The sequence below is a fragment of the Tichowtungia aerotolerans genome, from assembly GCF_009905215.1.
Lineage (GTDB): Bacteria > Verrucomicrobiota > Kiritimatiellia > Kiritimatiellales > Tichowtungiaceae > Tichowtungia > Tichowtungia aerotolerans.
In genome coordinates this window covers 3,138,852-3,160,506 of record NZ_CP047593.1, presented here as the reverse complement: position 1 = coordinate 3,160,506, position 21,655 = coordinate 3,138,852, and the positions used below count along the sequence as shown (strand labels likewise).

General features: G+C 51.8%; 18 protein-coding genes and 1 riboswitch. Of the genes, 5 read left to right on the top strand and 13 right to left on the bottom strand.

Features of this window, described 5'->3' with window-relative positions:
• Positions 1 to 8 precede the first annotated feature (8 nt).
• The 12 genes from GT409_RS12995 to GT409_RS12940 form a co-directional block, all read right to left on the bottom strand.
• Positions 9 to 1,307 (bottom strand): acetylxylan esterase, encoded by a 1,299-nt coding sequence (locus GT409_RS12995; RefSeq protein ID WP_160629495.1) that lies wholly within the window; start codon positions 1,305 to 1,307, stop codon positions 9 to 11.
• A 16-nt stretch (positions 1,308 to 1,323) separates the two neighbouring features.
• Positions 1,324 to 2,901 (bottom strand): right-handed parallel beta-helix repeat-containing protein, encoded by a 1,578-nt coding sequence (locus tag GT409_RS12990; protein WP_160629494.1) that lies wholly within the window; start codon positions 2,899 to 2,901, stop codon positions 1,324 to 1,326.
• A gap of 12 nt (positions 2,902 to 2,913) precedes the next feature.
• Positions 2,914 to 4,461: a sulfatase family protein gene (locus GT409_RS12985; RefSeq protein WP_160629493.1), complete on the bottom strand. Its 1,548-nt coding sequence runs from the start codon at positions 4,459 to 4,461 to the stop codon at positions 2,914 to 2,916.
• Positions 4,462 to 4,695: 234 nt separating this feature from the next.
• Positions 4,696 to 5,538, bottom strand: coding sequence for a zinc ribbon domain-containing protein (locus tag GT409_RS12980; RefSeq protein ID WP_160629492.1), 843 nt, complete (start codon positions 5,536 to 5,538; stop codon positions 4,696 to 4,698).
• 30 nt (positions 5,539 to 5,568) lie between these two features.
• Entirely contained in the window at positions 5,569 to 9,402 is a 3,834-nt protein-coding gene (locus GT409_RS12975) for an ABC transporter transmembrane domain-containing protein (RefSeq protein WP_160629491.1), read from the bottom strand.
• Positions 9,403 to 9,494: 92 nt separating this feature from the next.
• A complete protein-coding gene (gene pyrE, locus GT409_RS12970; RefSeq protein ID WP_160629490.1) occupies positions 9,495 to 10,070 on the bottom strand; it encodes an orotate phosphoribosyltransferase in 576 nt (191 codons plus the stop codon).
• 14 nt (positions 10,071 to 10,084) lie between these two features.
• On the bottom strand, positions 10,085 to 10,474 hold the full coding sequence (locus GT409_RS12965) for a response regulator (protein ID WP_160629489.1): 390 nt from the start codon (positions 10,472 to 10,474) through the stop codon (positions 10,085 to 10,087).
• A gap of 29 nt (positions 10,475 to 10,503) precedes the next feature.
• The gene (locus tag GT409_RS12960; protein WP_160629488.1) at positions 10,504 to 11,136 is read right to left on the bottom strand and encodes a riboflavin synthase; all 633 of its coding nucleotides are present in this window, start codon (positions 11,134 to 11,136) and stop codon (positions 10,504 to 10,506) included.
• Between the two features lie 2 nt (positions 11,137 to 11,138).
• The gene (gene ribD, locus GT409_RS12955) at positions 11,139 to 12,125 is read right to left on the bottom strand and encodes a bifunctional diaminohydroxyphosphoribosylaminopyrimidine deaminase/5-amino-6-(5-phosphoribosylamino)uracil reductase RibD (protein WP_233231559.1); all 987 of its coding nucleotides are present in this window, start codon (positions 12,123 to 12,125) and stop codon (positions 11,139 to 11,141) included.
• Between the two features lie 13 nt (positions 12,126 to 12,138).
• Complete coding sequence (gene nusB / locus GT409_RS12950) at positions 12,139 to 12,591, bottom strand: transcription antitermination factor NusB (RefSeq protein ID WP_233231558.1); 453 nt, start codon at positions 12,589 to 12,591, stop codon at positions 12,139 to 12,141.
• Positions 12,588 to 13,070 (bottom strand): 6,7-dimethyl-8-ribityllumazine synthase, encoded by a 483-nt coding sequence (gene ribH / locus GT409_RS12945; protein ID WP_160629486.1) that lies wholly within the window; start codon positions 13,068 to 13,070, stop codon positions 12,588 to 12,590. Before ribH ends, nusB begins: the two co-directional genes overlap by 4 nt.
• 17 nt (positions 13,071 to 13,087) lie before the next feature.
• Complete coding sequence (locus GT409_RS12940; RefSeq protein ID WP_160630122.1) at positions 13,088 to 14,281, bottom strand: bifunctional 3,4-dihydroxy-2-butanone-4-phosphate synthase/GTP cyclohydrolase II; 1,194 nt, start codon at positions 14,279 to 14,281, stop codon at positions 13,088 to 13,090.
• 76 nt (positions 14,282 to 14,357) lie between these two features.
• Positions 14,358 to 14,473, bottom strand: a riboswitch (FMN riboswitch).
• A gap of 334 nt (positions 14,474 to 14,807) precedes the next feature.
• Between GT409_RS12940 and GT409_RS12935 the strand changes: the two genes are divergently transcribed.
• The 4 genes from GT409_RS12935 to GT409_RS12920 all read left to right on the top strand — a co-directional run bounded on the left by GT409_RS12935 (position 14,808) and on the right by GT409_RS12920 (position 18,710).
• Positions 14,808 to 15,479: a 4'-phosphopantetheinyl transferase family protein gene (locus GT409_RS12935; protein WP_160629485.1), complete on the top strand. Its 672-nt coding sequence runs from the start codon at positions 14,808 to 14,810 to the stop codon at positions 15,477 to 15,479.
• Positions 15,476 to 16,555 carry a glycosyltransferase family 2 protein gene (locus GT409_RS12930; RefSeq protein WP_160629484.1) on the top strand — a complete coding sequence of 360 codons (1,080 nt, stop codon included), beginning with the start codon at positions 15,476 to 15,478 and terminating at the stop codon, positions 16,553 to 16,555. Before GT409_RS12935 ends, GT409_RS12930 begins: the two co-directional genes overlap by 4 nt.
• On the top strand, positions 16,552 to 17,712 hold the full coding sequence (locus GT409_RS12925; protein ID WP_160629483.1) for a glycosyltransferase family 4 protein: 1,161 nt from the start codon (positions 16,552 to 16,554) through the stop codon (positions 17,710 to 17,712). Before GT409_RS12930 ends, GT409_RS12925 begins: the two co-directional genes overlap by 4 nt.
• 107 nt (positions 17,713 to 17,819) lie before the next feature.
• On the top strand, positions 17,820 to 18,710 hold the full coding sequence (locus GT409_RS12920; RefSeq protein WP_160629482.1) for a PEP-CTERM sorting domain-containing protein: 891 nt from the start codon (positions 17,820 to 17,822) through the stop codon (positions 18,708 to 18,710).
• Here GT409_RS12920 and GT409_RS12915 read toward each other — a convergent pair.
• Positions 18,685 to 19,356: a hypothetical protein gene (locus GT409_RS12915; protein WP_160629481.1), complete on the bottom strand. Its 672-nt coding sequence runs from the start codon at positions 19,354 to 19,356 to the stop codon at positions 18,685 to 18,687. The genes GT409_RS12920 and GT409_RS12915 overlap by 26 nt on opposite strands.
• 517 nt (positions 19,357 to 19,873) lie before the next feature.
• On the opposite strand from GT409_RS12915, the gene ettA reads away from it, so the two are divergent.
• On the top strand, positions 19,874 to 21,550 hold the full coding sequence (ettA, locus tag GT409_RS12910) for an energy-dependent translational throttle protein EttA (RefSeq protein WP_160629480.1): 1,677 nt from the start codon (positions 19,874 to 19,876) through the stop codon (positions 21,548 to 21,550).
• Positions 21,551 to 21,655 lie beyond the last annotated feature (105 nt).

Below are 21,655 nucleotides of genomic sequence, written 5' to 3'. Positions count from 1 at the left end.
GCGCCCTCTTATGGACGATCTTCCAACTGAATGTTACCGGTCTTAAAATTGTTTTCCAATCTTCTGAGAGCTGCCTGCCATGACTGATGCCCCACGCCGTTATGTGCTCCGGCGGGCATCACGATCAGCTGTTTCGGACCGGCCAGCTGGTTATACATTGCACAGACACCTTCCGGCGGACAAACCGGATCAATTGCCCCGACTCCGATCAGCGCCGGGCACTTCACCCGTCGCGCAAAGAAAACGGCATCAAAATATTTCGAGGTACGAATAGAGTCTTCCTTCTGCCAGAACGCTTTCGGCCAGCCGGCCTGACGACCGATCAAAGGTCCGGTCTGATCACATCCTGCGGAAACATTGGCGGTCAGAACCGTTACTTTCGGATTGAGTGCGGCTGCGGCGATTGCCTGCCAGCCGCCCTGACTGCCGCCATTGGCCCGCAACACCGTCCCATTCCAGTCGTCACGCTGCGACAGATAATCGACGCAACGGAATGTCGCCAGCATCATCCGCAGGAAGTAACAGGTTTCAGGATTATCCCTGCCCATCTCAGGATATCCTTTCAACTCATTGCGGCTGAGCTTTTCGTAGTACGCCGGTTCCCGATAAGCATCAATGCTGTGAGCAATAATATTGAGTGACAGCCAGCCGTTCTTTGCCTGTTGAATGACGCTGTATGGGTTTGCACGCCGAACGCCGGCACCCTCAAAGTTGGCACACGCCGGAAAAGGCCCGTCAGAATTTCTCGGTCGAGCAAGATGACCGCAGATTTTTGTTCCCCGGATATTATCCATAGAGATTTCCCAAAGATCGACTTCATCATTATCGACTTTTTCAAGCTTCACATTCACCGGAACGGCCGCCAGTTCAGCGAGTTTTCTCTCCCAGAACGCATCAAATTCCGGAGCCTCTTCTCCAGAAGGATGGATCTTTTCCCGATCAAAAATTGCACCGCCCGCCGCCTTCTGCATCTGCTTCCCATTCAGTTTCCAGCTGCCGGCATCCAATTTCAACTGCATCAGCAGCGCCCCGGGATCGCTGCGAGAGGCCGACACAGACGCTTGACCGTCCTTCAGTTCCAGCGTGCCGCTGTCAACAACCTCCAGGCCTCCCCGCTTAACCGTATATTCAACCGGATCGTTCAACGGCTCCCCGTCCTTTTCCAGATAAATATTCCATGTGGCTGCTTCGCCGCAGCGATACAGTGCAGTGCCGTTATCAGGAACAATGGATACTTCCGTCTGTGCCGAACAGATCTGTCCAAAAACCCAACAGACAAAATAAAAAATCAGTCCTCTTGTTTTCATTTTTCCTTTCTGCGAATCAACGGATCATCTCCACCGCTCCGAGATCAGGATTTCCAACAATGGGGTTTCCGAAAAAGTCTTCTTTCACATCCAGACCAATCCGCAGACCGACCTCATCACCGGCCAGTTGTTTAATCCGGGTTCCTTGATTACGGATCAGCCCGGCATTCTGCGGAATATAATCTTCCGGATTCAGGCCGCCGGGACGGGCAAACTGCGGGTCACCGATTGTCATATCTGTTTCTCGGAATTCCAGATCAGCCGGCCAGGATGCCAGGCGTGCATACAGGTTGTTCTCTATGACCGCCCGCTGCATCGGTCCTTTGGTTTTAAACTTTCCCCATGTCTGATCTCCCGACACATTTCTGGTTTGTCCCAGAATGTAGAAGATATTGTTGGCCACCAGCAAACCGTCGGTGGTTGGCGTGAATGAAAAACAGGAACGGCTGCCCTCTTTAATATAAACCGTATTGTTGTAGATGTATGAATTATACGGCCCGTGTTTTTCTTTTTTAGAACCGACAAAACCGCTGGTCCAGAGAATTTTTCCTTCCTGAAAGGCTCCGTCTATACCTTTCACCCTCGCACCGTCATTAATGCTGATATTGTAGCGATAGGCACAGTTGTGATTGTTGCCGAGAATCTCAACAAATCCGCCTTCATTATCCACACTGAGATTGTATTGAACAACCACATCACTGCAGTTGAAATCGATGTGAATTCCACAGGAATCGCCGGGACCGCGAGCATGCATAAAACGGTTTTTTTCGATCAGGACCCGGCTGCAGGTCCATGGCCAGATTCCACTGCCCCGTCCGTGCATGCGCGGATCTTTAAAGGAACCGGAACCGTCTACGGTGTTGCCGCGCACAACCAGGTCATTCACGTTTCCAGGCTGGATGGCAGGCCCTCCGATATCCTTCATAAAATTATCAAGCACGTCGACCTGCTCAATGTTTTTCAATTCTATTGCTTTAAAGCCGACATCGGAGATTCGACAGTTTTTAACGACAAAGCCGGTCGAGGAAATCTTTTCTCCACCTTGAATCAGAATACCGGTACCGATGTAACTGGTGGGATTAATTCCCTCATGCTTGGATCCGGTCTCCGGATAAATTTTATAAATGGTCAGGTTATCAAGTGTGATGTGCGATGTGCCTCCCCAGATTCCCTGCACATAGACGCCGTAGCGTCTGTCTTTTTGACCGGTGCCCACACTGCCGCCATCAGCAGAGATTTCCAGATCTTTAACTGTCACATAATGAGACTTAACCAGGCAGATTCCGGCCGGATATCCTTTTGCATCAATAACCGGCGCCGGACCGTTGCCGTAAGCACCAATTACAACCGGATCTTTTTCGGTTCCGGTTACGGATATTTTCAAAGCGCCTTCAAACCGGCATCCGCGTTTGAGCAGCAGCTGATCCCCTGCAGCCAGTGTTGACTCACCAATCCGAGCAAGGCTTTTCCATGCACCTGCTTCAGAGGTCCCGCTTTGCTGATCGTCTCCCGATTCGCTGTCGACATAATAGGTGTCAGCCGATGCGAATGCACCGGCTAAAAGTAAAACGAAAACAAGTTTTCTACAGGTCATTGAACGTTCCAATCAAAACCCCAATTGATTCTTATTCAGCAGCCTCGGACCACTGACTTTGTCCGGCGCAATATCGTAGATAATCTGGCGAAGCTCGTCGACTTTATCCGGATAGACATGGGCGAGATCACGCGTTTCTCCGGGATCTTCCGCAAGATGGAACAGCATCCCCGGTTCCGGCACATCAGTCTTAACCCATTCGTCGACTCCTCCGCGTTCAGTCACGCTGCCCGGCGGAACATATTTCCAGTTGTCTTTGCGAACGGCAATCTGCGAGAGCGCTTCTTCGATGACATAATCGCGACCCTGATCGGTCTCTCCCAGCAGAGCAGGCAGCAGGTTCTGACCATCCTGTCCGGCATTATCCGGCATCGGCTGACCGATCAGCGCGGCAATCGAGGCGTACAGGTCGACCTGACTCACCATGGCTTGTGAAATACCGGGCGTAGAGCGGTCCGGCCAGGAAACAATGAACGGCACACGGGTTCCGCCCTCCCACCGGCTGTACTTTCCGCCGCGCCATGGCCCGGCCGGCCTGTGGTCACCATTTTTTTCCAGCGCCCCGTCCCAGTAGCCGTCGAACAGAACCGGACCATTATCTGAAGAAATAAAAATCAAAGTATTCTTATACTGCCCGGTTTCTTTCAGAGTTTCGACCAGCCGGCCGACACACCAGTCAAACAGCGCCAAAGCATCCCCGCGCGGACCGAGCGCAGATGAACCCTGAAAACGTGGATGCACTACGCGCGGCACATGGCTTTCATTCGGAGCAAAATAAAGGAAAAAGGGATTCTCTTTGTGTTTGCGGATAAACTGCATGGCTTCGGACAGATAGGTATCCGCCATATCTTCATCCCGGAAACGCGCCTGATGTCCGCCGCTCATATACCCGATACGGCTGATACCGTTGACAATCGTACAGGAGTGCTGTTCGTCGGCCTGCATCCGCAAGAGCTGAGGATGAGAGGTTCCGGTCGGGTCATTTCCGACCTTCCCTTTGTAATTCACCCGCACCGGGTCCGCCGGATCAAGGTTGACGATCCGGCCATCCCGAATATAGACCGATGGAACGCGGTCGGCTGTGGCTGCCATATGGAATGAATACTCAAAACCGACTTCCTTCGGGCCGGGTTTGATCTGTCCATTCCAGTCCAGCGGCTCAGTTGCCGAGCCCAGTCCCAGATGCCATTTACCAGACAGAGCAGTGGCATATCCGTTGTCACGCAGAAAAGCGGCAATGGTCGGCCGGGCCGGATCAATGATCAGAGGAGCATTCCCCGGCAGGATTTTTGCGGACTGATTGCGAAACGCATACTCTCCGGTCAGCAGTGAGTAGCGTGACGGCGTGCAGGTTGCCGCAGTGCAGTAACCGGACAGGAACCGAACGCCCTGCTCTGCAACCCGATCAATATTTGGAGTATCCACTCCCTCTGCGCCATAACACCCGAAATCGCCGTAGCCGATGTCATCGCCATAAATAAAAAGAATATTGGGCTTATCGGCAAAAGCTGATCCAGCCACGATCGGCACCAGCAGGCTCATTGTCTTCACTATATTCATCTTGGATCTCCAGTATATCGACAGATAATCGGTGCAGACCAAATCCAGACACACGCTACCTGACTACGGGGTATAATGTGCCGAAAACAGGCTCCAAGAATCTACTGGAGAAACCTCTAGGTGAAGGAAAAATCAACCGCAAAGACACTGCGGCATAAAAAAACTGCAACCGTTATAAACCCTGTCGGGAAGCGGTTGCAGTTTTCCGATTTGTGATAATCAGCGGTCGTGGAATCAGATATTAATCAGCAATCGACCGCAGTAGTTGCATGAAACCAGTTTGGCGGGATTAATGGCGTCGTTAACCACCTGCGGCGGCAGTTTCATATTGCAACCACGACAATGTCCGTTTTCAACACGGACAACAGCAAAATCGCGTTTATTGGCCAAAATGCGTTCATAGCGGGAAAGAAGTCTCGGTTCCACTTCAGCAGCCATTTTAGCGCGTTTTTCTTTTTGGGCTTCCAGATCTTCCTGAACTTCTTCAAGGCGCTCCATCAGCATATCCTGTTCGTCACGAATGCCGTTTTCTTCCTCTTTCATTTCCGCTTCGCGTTCATCAATCGCTTTTTTGGAAAGCTCAAGCTGTTCCATCAATTGAATTTCGCGATCTTCCAGATCTGAAACCGCTTTTTCTTCATTGGCCACCTCGATCAGCAAAGCACGGTACTGGTCGTTGTTCTGGGCCTCCATCTGCTGCTGTTTATAACGGGTAATCTTCTCTTTATGAGCTTCCGCTTCCACCTCAAGCTGTTTGAGATCGGACTGGACACCTACATGCTCTTCGCGAACAGCTGCAAGTTTTGCCTTGGCTTGATCGAGCTGGGTTTCCACTTCAGCTTTGCGCGCCGGAATATCATTAATCTCTCGCTCTAATTTTGCAATTTTGCGGTCTTTCTGCTGAAGGGCCAGCAGGGCTTCAAGCGGATGTGCCATAATTCGGATTCCTCTAGGTTTTAGAACAAAAATGAGCGGAGAGAATACGCCCGGAACCGGAAAGCGACAACTGAAAAATGAATGGAATAATCTGCCAACCAACCGCCAACACAAGCCGAAAAAGCTGAAAAAACTGCTCACAATTATCGACCGCTTTATATCGGCCAGAGACTAAGAGGCCGGCTTCGCGTCCTCTTTGGGAACAGGCTTCGGTTCTGCCTTAGGTGCTGGAGCTGGTTTCGCAGGGGCCGCCTGCGACTTCGGTGACAGGTTAAGTGCGTTCCGCAAAGCATCCATATCGGTGCGCAGAGATTCTCGAAGAAGGTCATAATAACGGTCCGTAGTCAGGAACAGACGGGCTATGTTCCCTCCGATCAAATCAACCTGGTTATCATCGCGATCCGGCAACAACAGCAACCGACCTGTGCTGAAGTTAGCAAGAGTCATCGTGTCACCGGTTCCATTGAGGTCGATGGCTTCACGCAGCACAATGGCCTGCTTCACACGCTGCAGATCCCGCTCCGTGTGCAGGAGAATAGTCCCTCGCCCACGCCCCTGCTCATCCGGCTGATTGAGGTCCCAGAGCAAGCGATCAAATTCCTCCCGACTTGTGCAGGGAACAATCTGAACATCCGGCACCTCCTCAAACATAATCTCAGCGGCATCCGCTTCTTTTTTGCGGTTGGTATAGGTCAGAGCGATCGCATGATCGCCAAGCGCCTCCCAGATATCCTCGGGACAGCGTTCATCCGGATGATTTTTCGTCCAAATCCGCTCTGCCTCCTTCTGCAGGAATTTGCCGAGAAACACCACATCAAACCCCGTTGACTGGTCAGGAGTCTTTTTAAAGAAAATCAGATGATCTGTATCGACCTGTTTATCCAAACCAATCCGGCGAATGACCGAATAGATCTGACGATAAACAAGGACCTGCTCGCCCGGGATCTTTCCGTTTACAAAGTGGCTGTAAGGGTATGTCTCCTTCATTGTCAAATTGCCGGAGGCAGCCTGATCGGCCAGCGTTTGCAGACGCATAAGTTCTTCGTTGGAAACAAGGAAGTCTAGATCATACACATCCTCTTCACGAATGCGGTAGGCATCTCGGAACAGACGGTTACCAATAGAATCGAATTGATCCTCATCCTGAGGCAGGTTGCGTCCCACAATCTGCTGATCAGACCGCAGGCCATCCGCCTCCGGAAGAACAAACGGCGTAATGACAATAATCACTTCCCGCTTCACTTCTGTAATGGATTCGAAACGAAACAGTTTCCCCAGATACGGAATAGCCCCGAGAACCGGCACCCGGTCGCGAGTGCTAGTATCATCTTTGGCGATCAGTCCACCGATAATAAATGGAGTATTGTTGGCAATGCGAGCATAGGTTTTGACCTCACGAACCGAAATGGTCGGACTGCTGGCAACCACATCATCATCCTTTTTAACCTCGACATCCTCTCCGGCAACCACGGCAGAAACAACTGCGTTCACCTGCAGACTGACCTCTTTACCGTCTTCATTAATCCGGGGACGGATAGCCAGCTGGATACCGACCTCTTTATCTTTAAAATCCACCGTGCTGATTGCCTGATTACCGTGATACTTTGATTGGGCAACCGGCACTAAATCGGACACGTTGATGAAAGCCATGCGGTTATTTAGCGTCAGCACACTGGGCCGGGAAATAATTTCCGCCTCACCTTCACGGATCAGTGCGCGAAGCTTCATATTGAAATCATAAAAAATATCATCCACATTAACTGTTAACTGGCCGGTAATATCTCCCAGCCCCGCTCCAAATTCGACGTCCCCCCCTGAAGAAATATCCCGGGACCATTCCACTCCCAGTCGGTCAATCGAATCCTCGGAAATCTCCATCACCATCGCTTCCAGCATAATCTGACGGGCCGGAAGGTCGATATCCCGGCGAATCACCGTCTGAACCCGGCTGAACTGCTCGGGCTTATCTTCATCATAAAAGACTAAAAGATCTCCAATGGGATCCGAATCTGTAGGTTTAAACCCGGTCCCCATTTTAGGGAGTAAATCATGAGCTGGAGTGGAAGGCTGGGCAACCACTGTAGGAAGCGTTTTCGCATTCACCGGCTTGCCTGCCTGCCCGATAGAAATCCCGTACAACTGGAGCATTTGGACACAACGCTCCGGAGCAATGTAGCTGAGTCGCACGCGCCGGCTGATCATCTCTCCGCCGCGAGCGGTTTGCGGCAGCAACCCAAAAGCAATGCATCCGGCAACGAGAGCTGCAGCCACTGTTTTTCCGGCTTTCGATCCAAATGGTCGTGCAGACGGTCTACGCAGCTGATTAAACGATGCGACCTGCCCATCGTCAAGAATCAGTTCGCAATCAGCGTGTTCAAGCAGTCTGGGATTGTGCGTGATCATAAGCGTCGTCCGTCCTTTCATAAGATCCAGAATTGTGGGAATCACATATGATTCTAAAGAAGGATCCAGCGAAGCAGTCGCTTCATCGAGAATCAGTATTTCCGGATTTTTAATAACTGCTCGCGTCAAGGTGATCATTTGTTTCTGGCCACGGGAAAGTGTAATCCCGTTTTCACCAACAATACTGTCATAGCCCTGCGGAAGTTGACGAATAAAGTCATCGGCGCCGGTCTGGCGGCAGATTTCTTTGATTCGGCGAATCCGGACGTCGGGTCGGGCATAGCGCAGATTTTCCATAATCGTCGTATTAAACAGGAAACATTCCTGAAATACCACACCGATCGAATCCCTTAAATGTGCAAGATCGACCGACAGGATATCGTGCTCCCCAATACGGATGGTTCCCTTATCGGGAGTAATCAGAAGCGGCAGCATGCTGACCATCGTGGTTTTGCCGGCCCCGGAAGGACCTGTAATCGCACAGACGTCCCCGTTTCGAACCGCAAAGGAAACTCCTTTGATAACAGCAAGCCCCTCCTCTTCAGGGTTAAACGCAAATGAAACATTTTCAAAAACAATGTCTTCACGCATACTCGGTCTCAACCCGCCGGCTTTGCGGTCCACAGACTGTGGCACTTCATCAAACAGTTCCAGTGCGCGCTCAACACTGGCATGAGCACCGGCAAGCTTTCCCCCGCTGCTCATCAGTTCAATGACGGTTGGATACAGCAAGCGGATATACCAGAAAAATGCAATAAAATCACCTGCCAGCATGGATTGGCCCTCCGGCTTTCCGATCACCTGCCAGGCCCCGAATCCGATCAGCGCAAGCATTCCGGCTCCTACCAGCAGATCCGCCCAGACTTTCTGCAAAGCAACATACCGAAGGCTTTCCACCTGACTGCGACGGGACGAAGCAATCGCATCCTTAAAAGCCTGACTTTCACGCTCCTCGCCGCTGAATCCTTTTACGACCTCCACACCTACCAGACTCTCGACGATGTTGCCGGCAGCAAAATCAATGGATTCACGGGAACGGCGGCTGGCCTGCTTGATACGTTCGCCGAAATAACGGTAGGTCAGCACATGCAGCGGCAGAACAAATGTCGAAGCCAGTGCCAACTGCCAGTTCAGCACATAGATCATCACCATCACCCCTGCAAACAAGAGAGCTGACTGGATAAACTTCGGCATTACGCCCTGAATAAACTCCTGAATCTTCAGGGAGTCATTCATCACCTTGCTGGAAAGCTTGCCTGGATTCTGCGTGCGGGTAAAAATCAGGCTTTTCTGCTGAATACGATCAAAAAGCTGGGTTCGAAGATTAAAGCAAACCTCTTCCCCGACACGTACAGCGATGCACTTGCTGTGATAAAAAAGAAGGTTCCGAACCAAAAACAGAAGGGTCAGCCCGCCCAGAATCATCCACAGCAAAGACCAGTTGCGCTCGGGAAAAACCCGACTGAACACCGTGCCTATCAGCATCGGCGTAACCATATTTACCGCCGTAAGAAGAATCAGGCATAAAATGGTTGCCGAAACCGGAAGCCACAGCGGCTTCAACAGATTCAGAAAACGACGATTGGTCGACTCAGCGGCCATCGGCAGCCTCCTGTTGCAGTTGAATAAGCATCCCGGATTTTTTGCAAAAAAAACGGACTAACTCAACTCTTTACTGCTTAAAGCGAAACCGATCAGCTGCCGGGATGAACCAGAGGCTGGCCTTCCTGACACAACGGACACTCTGCGGGATCCCACGTAACCGGCTCCATTCTCAGCAAACTGACCAACGGAGCATCAAACTGTGCTTTCCCGCCACTGCGGTCCACCAGAACTCCAACAGCTTGAACAACGCCGCCATGCTCTTTGACAATATTAACGGTTTCCTGCACACGGCCACCGCGGGTAATCACATCTTCAGCAACCAGAAACCGTTCGCCTTTTTCAATCTTGAACCGTCGCATCATCAACGCGCCGTCGGCGTTCTTTTCAGCAAAGATAAACCGAACCCCCAATGCACGCCCCACCTCATGCCCGACTGAAATTCCGCCAAGAGCCGGAGCAATGACGGTATCGATTTCCAGCGGCCCCAGTTCCTCCTTCACTTTATCCACCAATGCCGCGCAGACTTCACCGGCAATACGGGGATACTGAAGCAACAGCGCGCACTGGAAAAACTGGTTGGAATGCAGGCCCGAGCGAAGCTCAAAATGGCCATTCAACAAGGCGCTTGTTTCCTCAAAGTGTTTCAATAAATTTGTGTCGTTCATAAAATTTCCTAATCCTACGTCTGCGGAACCGTCTCCGCTTCGTCCAGAAGCTCGGTAACTGTGCTGCGAAGCTCCGTCGCATCAAAAGGCTTTTCAAAAACCCGGGCCGCACCCAGCTTTTCTGCTAAATTTAAATAATGAGAAGCGTGTACCCGCCCCCCGCCGGACATAATAATCACCGGGACCTCGGGCAGCTTACGGCGAATAGCCATCACCAGTTCAATTCCGTCACAATCCGGCATAATCACATCACTGATAATCAAATCGAAAGAATCGGATGCCAAGATTTCCTGAGCCACAGTCCCGTTGGGTGCTTCCACAAATGAACGCGTATCCGTTTTTAGAAGCACACTCAACATAGAGCGAATTGCTGCCTCATCATCTACAAGCAGAATTTTTTTCATTATCCCGGCAAACCTTCCTTATTTCTCTCTCAAACTTGCATATTCTCAAAATTGAGACGATAATCCTGTCCCCCGCCGAACTCAAGGATACGTTGAACATGTTTTCCCAGAATATCGGCCTCTAAATTCACTTTTGTACCGATTTTAAACTCCGACATGTCTGTTTCCTCGATCGTATGCGGAATAATATGAACCACGAAACCGTCATCCAGCAACTCAGCAACCGTCAAAGAAATCCCATCAAGAGCAATCGATCCTTTGTAAACCATTAACATAAGCATTTCCTGTGCACATTGGATGGTAAATTTCCAATCGCGGTCCACCTGCTCAATATTTTTCACTCGTCCGGTTCCATCGACATGCCCCGTCACAATGTGCCCCCCAAGCATATCTCCCAGCGCAAGAGCCCTCTCCAGATTCACCATTGAACCACTGGTTTTCTCTCCCAGATTGGTTTTATCAAATGTTTCCGCCAGCACATCAAAGCAGTAACTACCATCCTCAATGGCCGCCACCGTCAGACAGGCTCCATTCACCGCAATACTGTCACCCAGATCAACCGGTTGTTCAAAAGGACGTTCCGGCGTCACCTTAATGCGGCCAGCCTCGCCCTGCATCACAATCGACTCAATGCGGCCTGTGCGAACAATTCCTGTAAACATAACTATTTCTCCTTCTCGGGCACGGCCCGTATCAAAACATCATCCCCGCATTTTTCCAAGGTTTGGAAAACCCAACGCGGCATTTTTGGCAGCGACCATCCTTTTTTTCCAAACATTGGAAACCCGGATCCACCCAGCACAGACGGCGCCATAAAAATCATAAATTCATCCACCAGCCCCGCACGAATCAGCGACCCGGCCAGCTCACCACCACCCTCGCACAGCACATGCATCACACCGTGCTCCTTTGCGAGGGCGCGCAACGCTTTTTTCACCGAACCATCGACTATCACGGTCCGGGCAGCAGCCTCATCGGTCAACACCTTCGATTTTTCAGAAATATCCGAACCAACCACAACCCGCCACGGCGCACGGCCTTTGGCCGGACGCGGCAGCAGCGATGGATTATCAGCGCGCACAGTCCCCGCTCCAACCATCACAGCATCCACTTTTCGGCGCATTTCCTGCACCTTTTTGCGGGCCGTCGGACCGGTAATCCATTGAGATGTTCCGGAACTGTCGGCAATACGTCCGTCCAGCGTCACGCCGAGCTTCAGCGTCACAAACGGCAGTCCCGTCAGCATTCGTTTAGTAAACGGAACAATCAGGGCGTGCGCCTCTTTGCGACAGACGCCCGTAACCACGTCCACTCCGGCGCGGCGCAGCTTACGGATTCCCCGGCCTGCGTGAGACGGATTGGGATCTTTGCAGCCGATTACAACGCGACGAATACCGCGTTCCAGAATCAGATCCGTGCACGGCGGCGTACGACCGATCGTCGAACAGGGTTCCAGCGTTACATACAGAACCGCTGATTTTCCAATGCCTGAAACTTTTTTCAGGCAGTTCACTTCTGCATGCGGTCCGCCGGCCTTTTTGTGCCAGCCCTCGGAAATGATTTTTCCGTTTTCAACCAGCACGGCACCGACCGGAGGGTTGGGTCGGGTCAATCCCTCACCGCGCCGCGCGAGCACCAGGGCGCGCTCCATAAATAGCTCATGCTCATCCATTGTCAGTATTTGGAGTCCGCGAGGGCCGTTTCAGTTCCTTCTGAATCCGATCGAGCACACCGTTCACAAACCGGGCCGACTTCTGCCCACTGTAGGCTTTGGCAATTTCTATCGCTTCATTAATAGAAACCACCGGCGGCACATCGTCACGGAAAAGCATTTCGTACACCGCCACACGCAAAACCGTGCGGTCGAGCGCCCCCAGACGCTCCACATCCCAGTTGTCCGTATAGCGCTTCAGCGTACGATCAATCTTAAACTGCTGATCCAACACGCCGCGAATGACTTCGTTCACATAATTGCGGTCCCGATCCAGTGGTTTTTTTTCTTCATCATTCCAAAAATCTTCCAGCGCCTGATCGAGTTCTTCCGGATTAAACTCCGTCTGGAAGAGAAACTGCACCACCCATTCGCGCGCCTGCCGGCGTCCGGTTATTTTTTTCATTTAGATTCCTTTATGGCTTTCATAAGTTTGGCGGTTTCAATGGCCGCCTCGGCAGCGTACCAGCCGCGGCTCTCTTCGCTGCTGGAACAGCGGGCCACCGCCTGCTCCCAGGTACGGACACCGACGATCTCGTTAATCACGGGAAGATTGTAACGACAGGAAATATCGAGAATGGTCCGACCGGTCGTATCGATAATCATTTGAGCGTGCTGCGTTTCACCTTCAACGACAACACCGAGAACAATCAGCGCATCATATTTTCCGGAAGCGGCCAGCTGATTGGCTACCACCGGAATTTCGTAAGCGCCCGGCACCTGAAACGTTCCAATGGCTGCAACGTCTGCGCCGTTTTTTTTCAAACACTGGAGCGCATCGTTCGCCAGCTGGCTCGTCAGCTCCTCGTTGAAACGACTGACAACGATCGCGAACGTCATCCCGCTCGCATCCAGATTATTCGACTGTTCAAATCCTTTACCCATCACTGATACTCCGAAGCTTAAAGCATGTGTTTCATTTTTTCACGCTTGGTGTTGAGATAACGTTCGTTGTGCGGAGTTGCCGCACAGGTGATCGAAACCCGTTCCTGAACAACGATACCGTATTTATCCAGCCCCTCGATTTTCGCCGGGTTGTTGGTGAGCAGTCGAATATTCGTCATCTCCAGATCCCGCAGAATCTGGGCACCGATGCCGTAATCGCGAAGATCGGGCGCAAAACCGAGCTCCACATTGGCCTCGACAGTGTCGAGGCCCTGATCCTGAAGTTCGTAGGCATGAATCTTTTTGGTCAGCCCGATGCCGCGGCCTTCCTGCCGCATGTAAACCAGCGCACCGTAGCCGTAATCCGCAATCATTTCCATCGCACGCTTCAGCTGGGTTCCGCAGTCGCAGCGTTGCGAACCGAACACATCGCCGGTCAGGCATTCGCTGTGCACGCGAACCAGCGGATACGGCTTTTCTTCCGTCGGCTCTCCCATAAACAATGCGAGATGATCTTTATCATCCACAAAGGAACTGTAAATGCGCAGCTGAAAAGCTCCTGCATCCGTCGGCATGGCAACCGAGCGCTCGCGATTGACCAGAATTTCGTTGAGATAACGATATTTGGTGATCTCCGCGACAGAGGTCATTTTAAGCTTATGTTTTTTGGCAAAACTCACCAGTTCCGGCAGACGAGCCATCGATCCGTCATCATTGGTAATCTCACAGATGACGCCGGCCGGCTTCAGACCTGCCATTTTGGCCAGGTCCACGGTTGCTTCGGTGTGGCCGGCACGCTCCAGAACTCCTCCGGGCATGGCAATCAGAGGAAAAACATGTCCGGGGCAAAGCAACCCCTCCGGGCTGGTTTTTTCATCAATAATTGCATGAATGGTTTGGGCGCGTTCCGCAGCGCTGATACCGGTCGTACTGCCGACTGCATCGACGGACACCGTGAAGGCCGTCTGAAACTTGTCACCTTCGTGGGAGATATTCATGCGCGCCAATCCTAAGTGGGAGGCACGTTCCTGAGTAATCGGAACGCAAACCAGCCCTCGTGCGTGGGTAATCATGAAATTAATCTGCTCCGGCGTACAGAATTCGGCGGCGCAAATCACATCGCCTTCATTCTCCCGATCCTCATCGTCCGTCACCACAATCATTTCGCCGCGTCGCAGCGCGTCGAGCACGTCCTCGACCGGATCAAACAGCTTGTTGCTCATCATCGTTCCTTCTATACACGCAAAAGCCCTGAAAACATACGTCTTCAGGGCAAACGGCTTTTGCTTTGTTCTTCTCTCATCCAGACTGTAACTGTCGGCCGCAGAATTGCACTGCATCTGCCTTTCGGCTCGCGGGCTGTAACCGCCGGTCGGGAATTTCACCCTGCCCTGAAGAAATATTCATTATTGTGATTTCACAGCTTCGTTCAAGTTCTTTCTTGCCGTTCTCCACTTTCCGAGCATCAAAAAACATCCCAGTCTTCATCAGATCCGACCGCTTTACTCAGACCGAATCGCGCAGTTCCGGGTTTTCACCTGCATTTAAAAAACTCTGCGCGGCCCACAGCACCAGAGCGCCGCAATTGGCCACAACAAAACCAAGTCGGTCCTGCGGGCTTGGCCCGTTCAACCTGACAGAAAAACGAGAAAACCAGGCTTTATTCGCCCCCGGAATTCAGAAGGTCAGGAAACTCGCATACAACACAGACCCATGCTATAAAACGCCTTTAAATCAATGAAAAAAGCAAATTCCATTACTCTTTGGAGCCTCCGGATTCCTGAACACCGGGACCAGGTTCCTGCATGTCGCGATATCTTAACCAGCTCAGAGCATGAGCGCGCAGCCAGGTTCATAAACGCCGCAGATCAGGAACGCTACATCCTCTGCCGAGGAATGCTGCGCCGAACCCTGTCCGAAATGCTCAGCCGCGATCCTGCCGCCATTGTTTTCAATCGCAACGCACTGGGGAAACCCTATCTTCCGAACAGAGAACTGGAGTTTAATGTGTCGCACTCCCGCGATCGGCTGCTGATCGCCATCGCGGCCGACCGGGCCGTCGGCGTGGATATTGAGTTCCGTCGGGATGGAGTTCCGATGACGGCCATTGCCAAACGCTGGTTTGCCCCAGCGGAAAAAGAGTTTTTCCAAGGTTTGGAAGACCCTCAAACCGGATTTTTTGACATCTGGGCCCTGAAAGAAGCGTATGTTAAAGCCCGAGGGGAAGGCATTTTCAGAGAACTTCGCTCATTTTGCGTTCCGCTTCCATACCGCTCCGGAATACCCGCGGCAGATACAGATGCGAACTGGGGTTTCCAGTCTTTGGAAATTGACCCGCATTATTCGGCCGCTTTAGTATGGAAAAAACGTTCGTTTGATGAAGACCCACCGGAGGTGCATATCCAATGAGAATCTGTTTCGGCATGGCTGCACGCAATGAGCAGGAGATCATCCCGACCACCCTGAGAAGCCTGTTTGCTCAGTCTGTTTTCAGCTCGGATATTGATGTGGAGTTTATCTGCGTGGCAAACAACTGCACCGACAGAACGGCTCAGGTTGCACAGGAAACCATCGATGCCTTTCTTGAAAAAACAGAGAACCCTTCCCGACTTCGCCTTGAGGTTTTTGAAACAGAAACTCCCGGCAAAAACAATGTGATCAACCATACGGTTCATAACTTTGGACATCCGGAAACCGACTACTTCTTTTTTATTGATGCAGACATCAGCTTCATTACCACCGATGTGATTCAAAGCATGATCGATGCCCTGGAAGCCAAACCCGATGCATTCATCGCCAGCGATCGACCGGTAAAACATGTCGCTTTCAAAAAAAGGCAGAACCTGTTCGACCGCATTTCGATGCGCACATCCTACATCAACCAAAATGCCCCGGGACAGATTTTCGGACAGCTGTACATCGCCCGCGGCGATTTCATGCGCCACTTCCTGCTTCCGCACGAAATCATTCAGGACGACGGATTCGTTAAAAAAATGGCTGTCACTAATTTTTTGACTGAACCGGATGATCCGGAACGGCGCGTAGCTTCCGCTCATGCAGCCTATCACCTGTTCGAGGCCTACACCCGTCCATACGACATTTATGCCACCCAGCGTCGACAGATCAGCGGATACATGATCCATGAATGGCACTGGACTTTCCTCAAATCGCAAATACAGAAAGGCGAAGATGCCGGCGATGTCATCATGCGCCTTACAAAAGAAAACCCGCACTGGTCCACCGAACTGGTCGACCGAAAAGTGAAAGAAAGCGACACAAAACGCCACTACCGCATTGTGATCAGAACACGTATCAGCCGCTGGAAACACAGCACCACGACCAAAAAACTGACCCAGCTGCCGCTGCTGCTTTTTCAACTGGCACTCGACTCGGTGGTCTATCAGGACGCAAGACGGGTGATCCAGAAGAACCGTTCATCGATCTGGCGCGATACATCCAGCAGCGCAGAAAGCCTTGCATCATGAAACTGGCGTTTGGACATCATCGCAACTTTCTGCATCAGGGGGAAACCCGCCCCGGGACATTCGGACTCCATACTGCCGCAGAAAACATTGCGCTCAGCCTCGAAGCGGAAACCGGCTCCATCGAGCAGCTCGGCCCGCTTCGCAATCTCTGTTCACCGATAGCGGCAGCTCGAATTGCGGGCTATCAAAGGATCTGCAGCAGGCTGTATTACGGATGGGCAGAACCGTCTTTAAGTCGCAATTACGGACGCCAAATGGCCCGCAAACTCAAATACAGCGATGTAGACGTTGTGCTGTGCAATGAAACCAAACACGCGGCTTACCTGCATACAGACCGCAAAGTTGCTCTGTGGACGGATACGCTGTACGGAGGAATTTTTGATTATTACCAAACGTTCAGCAACCTGTGCAGCCGCACCCGCAGGGCCATGGAACAAATGGATCGCGCCGCGGTTGAAAATTGCGACTTACTGGTGTTTGCCTCTGACTGGGCGAGCCAGAACGCCATCCGGCTCTACGGAGCGAACCCCGACAAAGTAAAAACAATCCCTTATGGAGCCAACTTCACCTCCGGAATGACACGAAACGAGGCCGAAAATCTCGTTGAATCCAAACGATTCGACGGCCCATGCCGCCTCCTCTTTGCCGGTGTAGAATGGACCCGCAAAGGCGGCGATACAGCAATCCGAGTCGTCGAAAAACTGCGTTCCTCCGGAATCTCCGTCGAAATCACCTTTCTCGGAACAGATCCAGGCAAACACATGGATTCGATTCCCGAGTTTGTACATTGCGCCGGATTTCTATCTCTGAACAAACCGGATGAACTGGAAAAAATGAAACAGCTCTACCGCAATGCTCATTTCCTGCTCCAACCCTGTCGGGCAGAATGCTTTGGTCACATTTTCCCGGAAGCCAACAGTTTTGCCCTGCCGGCTATTGCCTCAAATACCGGCGGTATTCCGACTGCGGTGCACGACGGAATCAACGGATACTGCGTGAATGTTGAAGATGTGGACGCATATGCAAATCGAATCTCTGAGCATTTCCAAAGCCCCGAAAAATATCGCGCATTGTCTATCAACGCATTTGATGACTACCATAACCGGCTGAGCTGGCAAAAATCGGTGCAAACGCTCATTCGCACTCTCGAGAAATAAATATTATTTCTGAGAAAGAATTTTCAAAAATTTCGTTTGACCTCGCTCACGCAAAAAAAACAAAACTAATTTAATTACATTTAAATACAATTCTATTGATGAGCGATATGAAATTAATAAAACATCTTCTGCTAACCATTATAGTGATGTGCACACAAAGCTTTGGTGATTTATCCATCACCTCCGATACTACCTACTGGGTTCCTGTCACCTACGGAACAAACACTCCGGACGCATTTGCGGATCAGCAGACCGGCCTCGTTTCCGGAGATCTGGTCGGAGACGAAAATCATGCTGCATTTTATACCCAGTTTGACGATGCCGGGACAGCCGACCTGACAGATGGAACAATCGCCTTTCGCGCCCGTATCAACTCCGTAAAAAATGAATCGAAGATGGATTTCGACTACAACCTCTTTGTTGGAATGGATGCAAACCTGGACGGAGCCCTGGATCTGTTTCTTGGCATAGATAACAACCCGAACGGAACCGGACAGCTGGCCATCTGGTTCCCCGGAAACGGGGCCAATACCGGACCAAGCACAACAACAATCGTATCTCCTCCAACACTTACTTTTGATGAGGTTATCGGAGTAAATTACTATTTCACACTGATCGGCGCTGAAATTGACCCAAATGCATCAAGTTATGATGTCGATGGAGGAGGAAGTACAGACGCATTCATCAGCTTCAGCTTTAACTTTAACGATATCGTCTCGGTTCTCAGCTCCAACGGCATCAGCATCGATCAGAGCACGCCAATCAATTATGTAATGGCTACCGCCACGCAGAACAACAGCTTAAACATGGACCTGAACGGCGTGAACGGAGGAACTGACTCCACGCTGACATTTTCCGAGCTTGGAGCCACATCGGACACATTCTCGCCGGATGGTGTTCCAGAGCCGGCAGTGGTTGCTCTTCTGGGAACCGGGGGGCTTGTCCTGATGATCTCAAGACGAATGAAACAGTCTAAAGATCGTTCTCTTCAGCAATAAAAAGGTTCGCTGAAAGGAACAGGAGCAAAGCGGCCAGCTCGAACAGCTCTTCAAAACAGGTCAGATAAGGCCAGTCTGCACCGATCAGAACCGACCAGCTCTCCGCATTTTCCATCAGCATAACAGCAGTAATTCCAATCCATGCCCCCGCAAACAAAACATGCGCTGCCGGGCGCACTCGCCGGCACAAGGTTTTATAGAACCGGTGCATGATTCCAAGCATTAGAATGGCTGCCGGAGCATACAGCATAACCCATGAGTACCCTCGCTCCGCCAACCGGGTACCATCAACATTCCCGGTCAACTGCTCGAATTCATACCCAAAAAATTCATGAAGCGACATCGATTCGTCTGCAGAGAGAAAACAGAACGCCAATGCAGACAACACGAAAAAGATGCTGCCAAACAAGGGCAGATCTGGATGTCGACTCACCAGAAAAAATGAGACTCCGGTCAGAATGAAAAGACAACCTTCAAACCAGGTTCCGAACGTACGCTCATCTCTTAAATCAACAATTCCCAGAAAATAATCTAAAACAGCCGAGCGCCCCTCGATGAACTGGGTAAAGAACGTAATTCCGACCAGAACAGCACACACAACAACAGCAGGCCACAACAGCATCCGCAGCAATTCATGAATTTTCACAAAAAATCCCTTTCAGCATTCATATCTTTTCTGCACAGGCATCCCATGCAGATTTCAAGAAAATATGGCCATCCAAAGCAGGACTAGATCCTCCCGTAACCAGCAAACCGATCAACCATCACCCGGCAGCACCGTTTATATACTCTGTCAAATATAACCCAAGCCCACGCCCTCAAACAACACGATATCTTTCATGCCAGCAAAACTTCTCTGCAATTTATAAATGTAAACAAATAATCAGTACATCCTGGATAATCGCATTCTGTGCGATGCGAACTTTGAACACCCCCGTATCCGCCAAACGGCTCTAAACCCCGCGTGCGACGGACATGCTCCACGTGCGGCATTTCAAATTAAAAATAGCGTCCCGGCTCCCGCGCCTGCTCCTGTCGGGGTCATGCCCCTCCCTGAATGAGTTCTATAACATGCTCTTTTCCGTTAAAAATTCGAAATACCGTTAGATTTAAACGTGGCTTTTCGATACCGTCCCCTCTCAAATTTTAAAGGAACAGTACTTATGGCCGGCGAATACGTTTACAACCTGCAGAATCTGACCAAACAGCACGACAGCAAGACGGTGCTCGACGACGTGACCCTCGCCTTTTTCTTCGGCGCCAAGATCGGAGTGATCGGAAGCAACGGCTCGGGTAAATCAAGCCTGCTGCGCATTATGGCGGGCGTGGATACCGACTACATGGGCGAAGTACAAATCGCTAAGCGTGCACGTATCGGCTACCTCGAACAGGAACCGCAGCTCGACAATTCAAAAACCGTGATGGGCAATGTCATGGAAGGAGTCGCTGAAGCGCAGGCGATGCTCGATCGCTACGACGAAATCTGGGAGCTTCTTTCCGGCGATGTGTCCGACGAGGAATCCGAGGCGTTAAACGATGAAGTCGCCAAACTGCAGGATGTGATCGACACACAGGATCTGTGGAACCTCGACAACAAGGTGGAAATGGCAATGGATGCCCTGCGTCTGCCGCCGGGTGACGCACAGGCCGACAAGCTGTCCGGCGGTGAAAAGCGCCGCGTGGCGCTGTGCCGCCTGCTGATTTCCAATCCGGATGTGCTGCTGCTCGACGAGCCGACCAACCATCTCGACGCAGAGTCGGTCGCGTGGCTGGAGGAATATCTGGTGCGCTTCACGGGCACGCTGATTGTGATTACCCATGACCGTTACTTCCTTAATAACGTCACCGAATGGGTTCTTGAACTCGATGCGGGCCGCACCTTCCCCTACAAAGGCAACTATGAAGCGTGGCTGGAACAGAAACAGGCGATGCTCGCCATGCAGAACAAGCAGGCCGCCTCGCGCAGCAAAGTGCTGGCGCGCGAGCTCGAATGGGTGCGCGCCAACCCGTCCGGCCGCCGCGCAAAAAGCCAGGCCCGTCTGAAAAACTACGAGAAGCTCGCTGCGCAGGAAATTGATACCCGCGAAGAAAGCGTCGAAATCCAGATTCCATCCGGCGAACGGCTCGGAAATCTGGTTGTGCGCGCCAATGGACTGACCAAATACTACGGCGAACGCGTCATCATGGAAAACGTCAGCTTCGACCTGCCGCCCGGCGGAATCGTCGGCGTGATCGGCGGTAACGGAGCGGGGAAAACCACCCTCTTCCGCATGATCACCGGACAGGAGGAACCAACCGGCGGCTCGCTCGAAATCGGCCCGACCGTCAACCTGTCCTACGTCGATCAGAGCCGCGATGACCTGAATCCGGACAACACGATCTATGAAGAAATCTGCAACGGCAACGAGTGGGTTGACCTTGGCGGAAAACGGATGAACGGCCGTGCCTACTGCGGCAAATTCAACTTTAAAGGCAGCGAACAGCAGAAGCCGGTCGGCATCCTGTCCGGCGGAGAACGCAACCGCGTGCATCTGGCCAAACTGCTGCAGCGCGCCGGCAACCTGCTGCTGCTCGACGAACCGACCAACGACCTCGATGTAACCACCCTGCGCGCGCTCGAAGAAGCGCTCTTAAGCTTCGGCGGTTGCGCCGTGGTCGTCAGCCATGACCGCTGGTTCCTCGACCGCATCGCCACGCACATCCTGGCGTTTGAAGGCGACAGTAAAGTAACCTGGTTCGAAGGAAACTACGAGGCCTACCACGAAGAGCGCCGCCGCCTGCTCGGCGATGACGCCGACAAGCCGCACCGCATCAAATTCCGGCCTGTGTCACATCATTGATATTCAACGCAGAATCGCAAAGACCGCGGAGCTTCGCCAAGCAATCCTCTGCGAAGCTTTGCGACCCCAGTTTGCGACCCCAGCGTCTTTGCGTTTAGTTTCCAA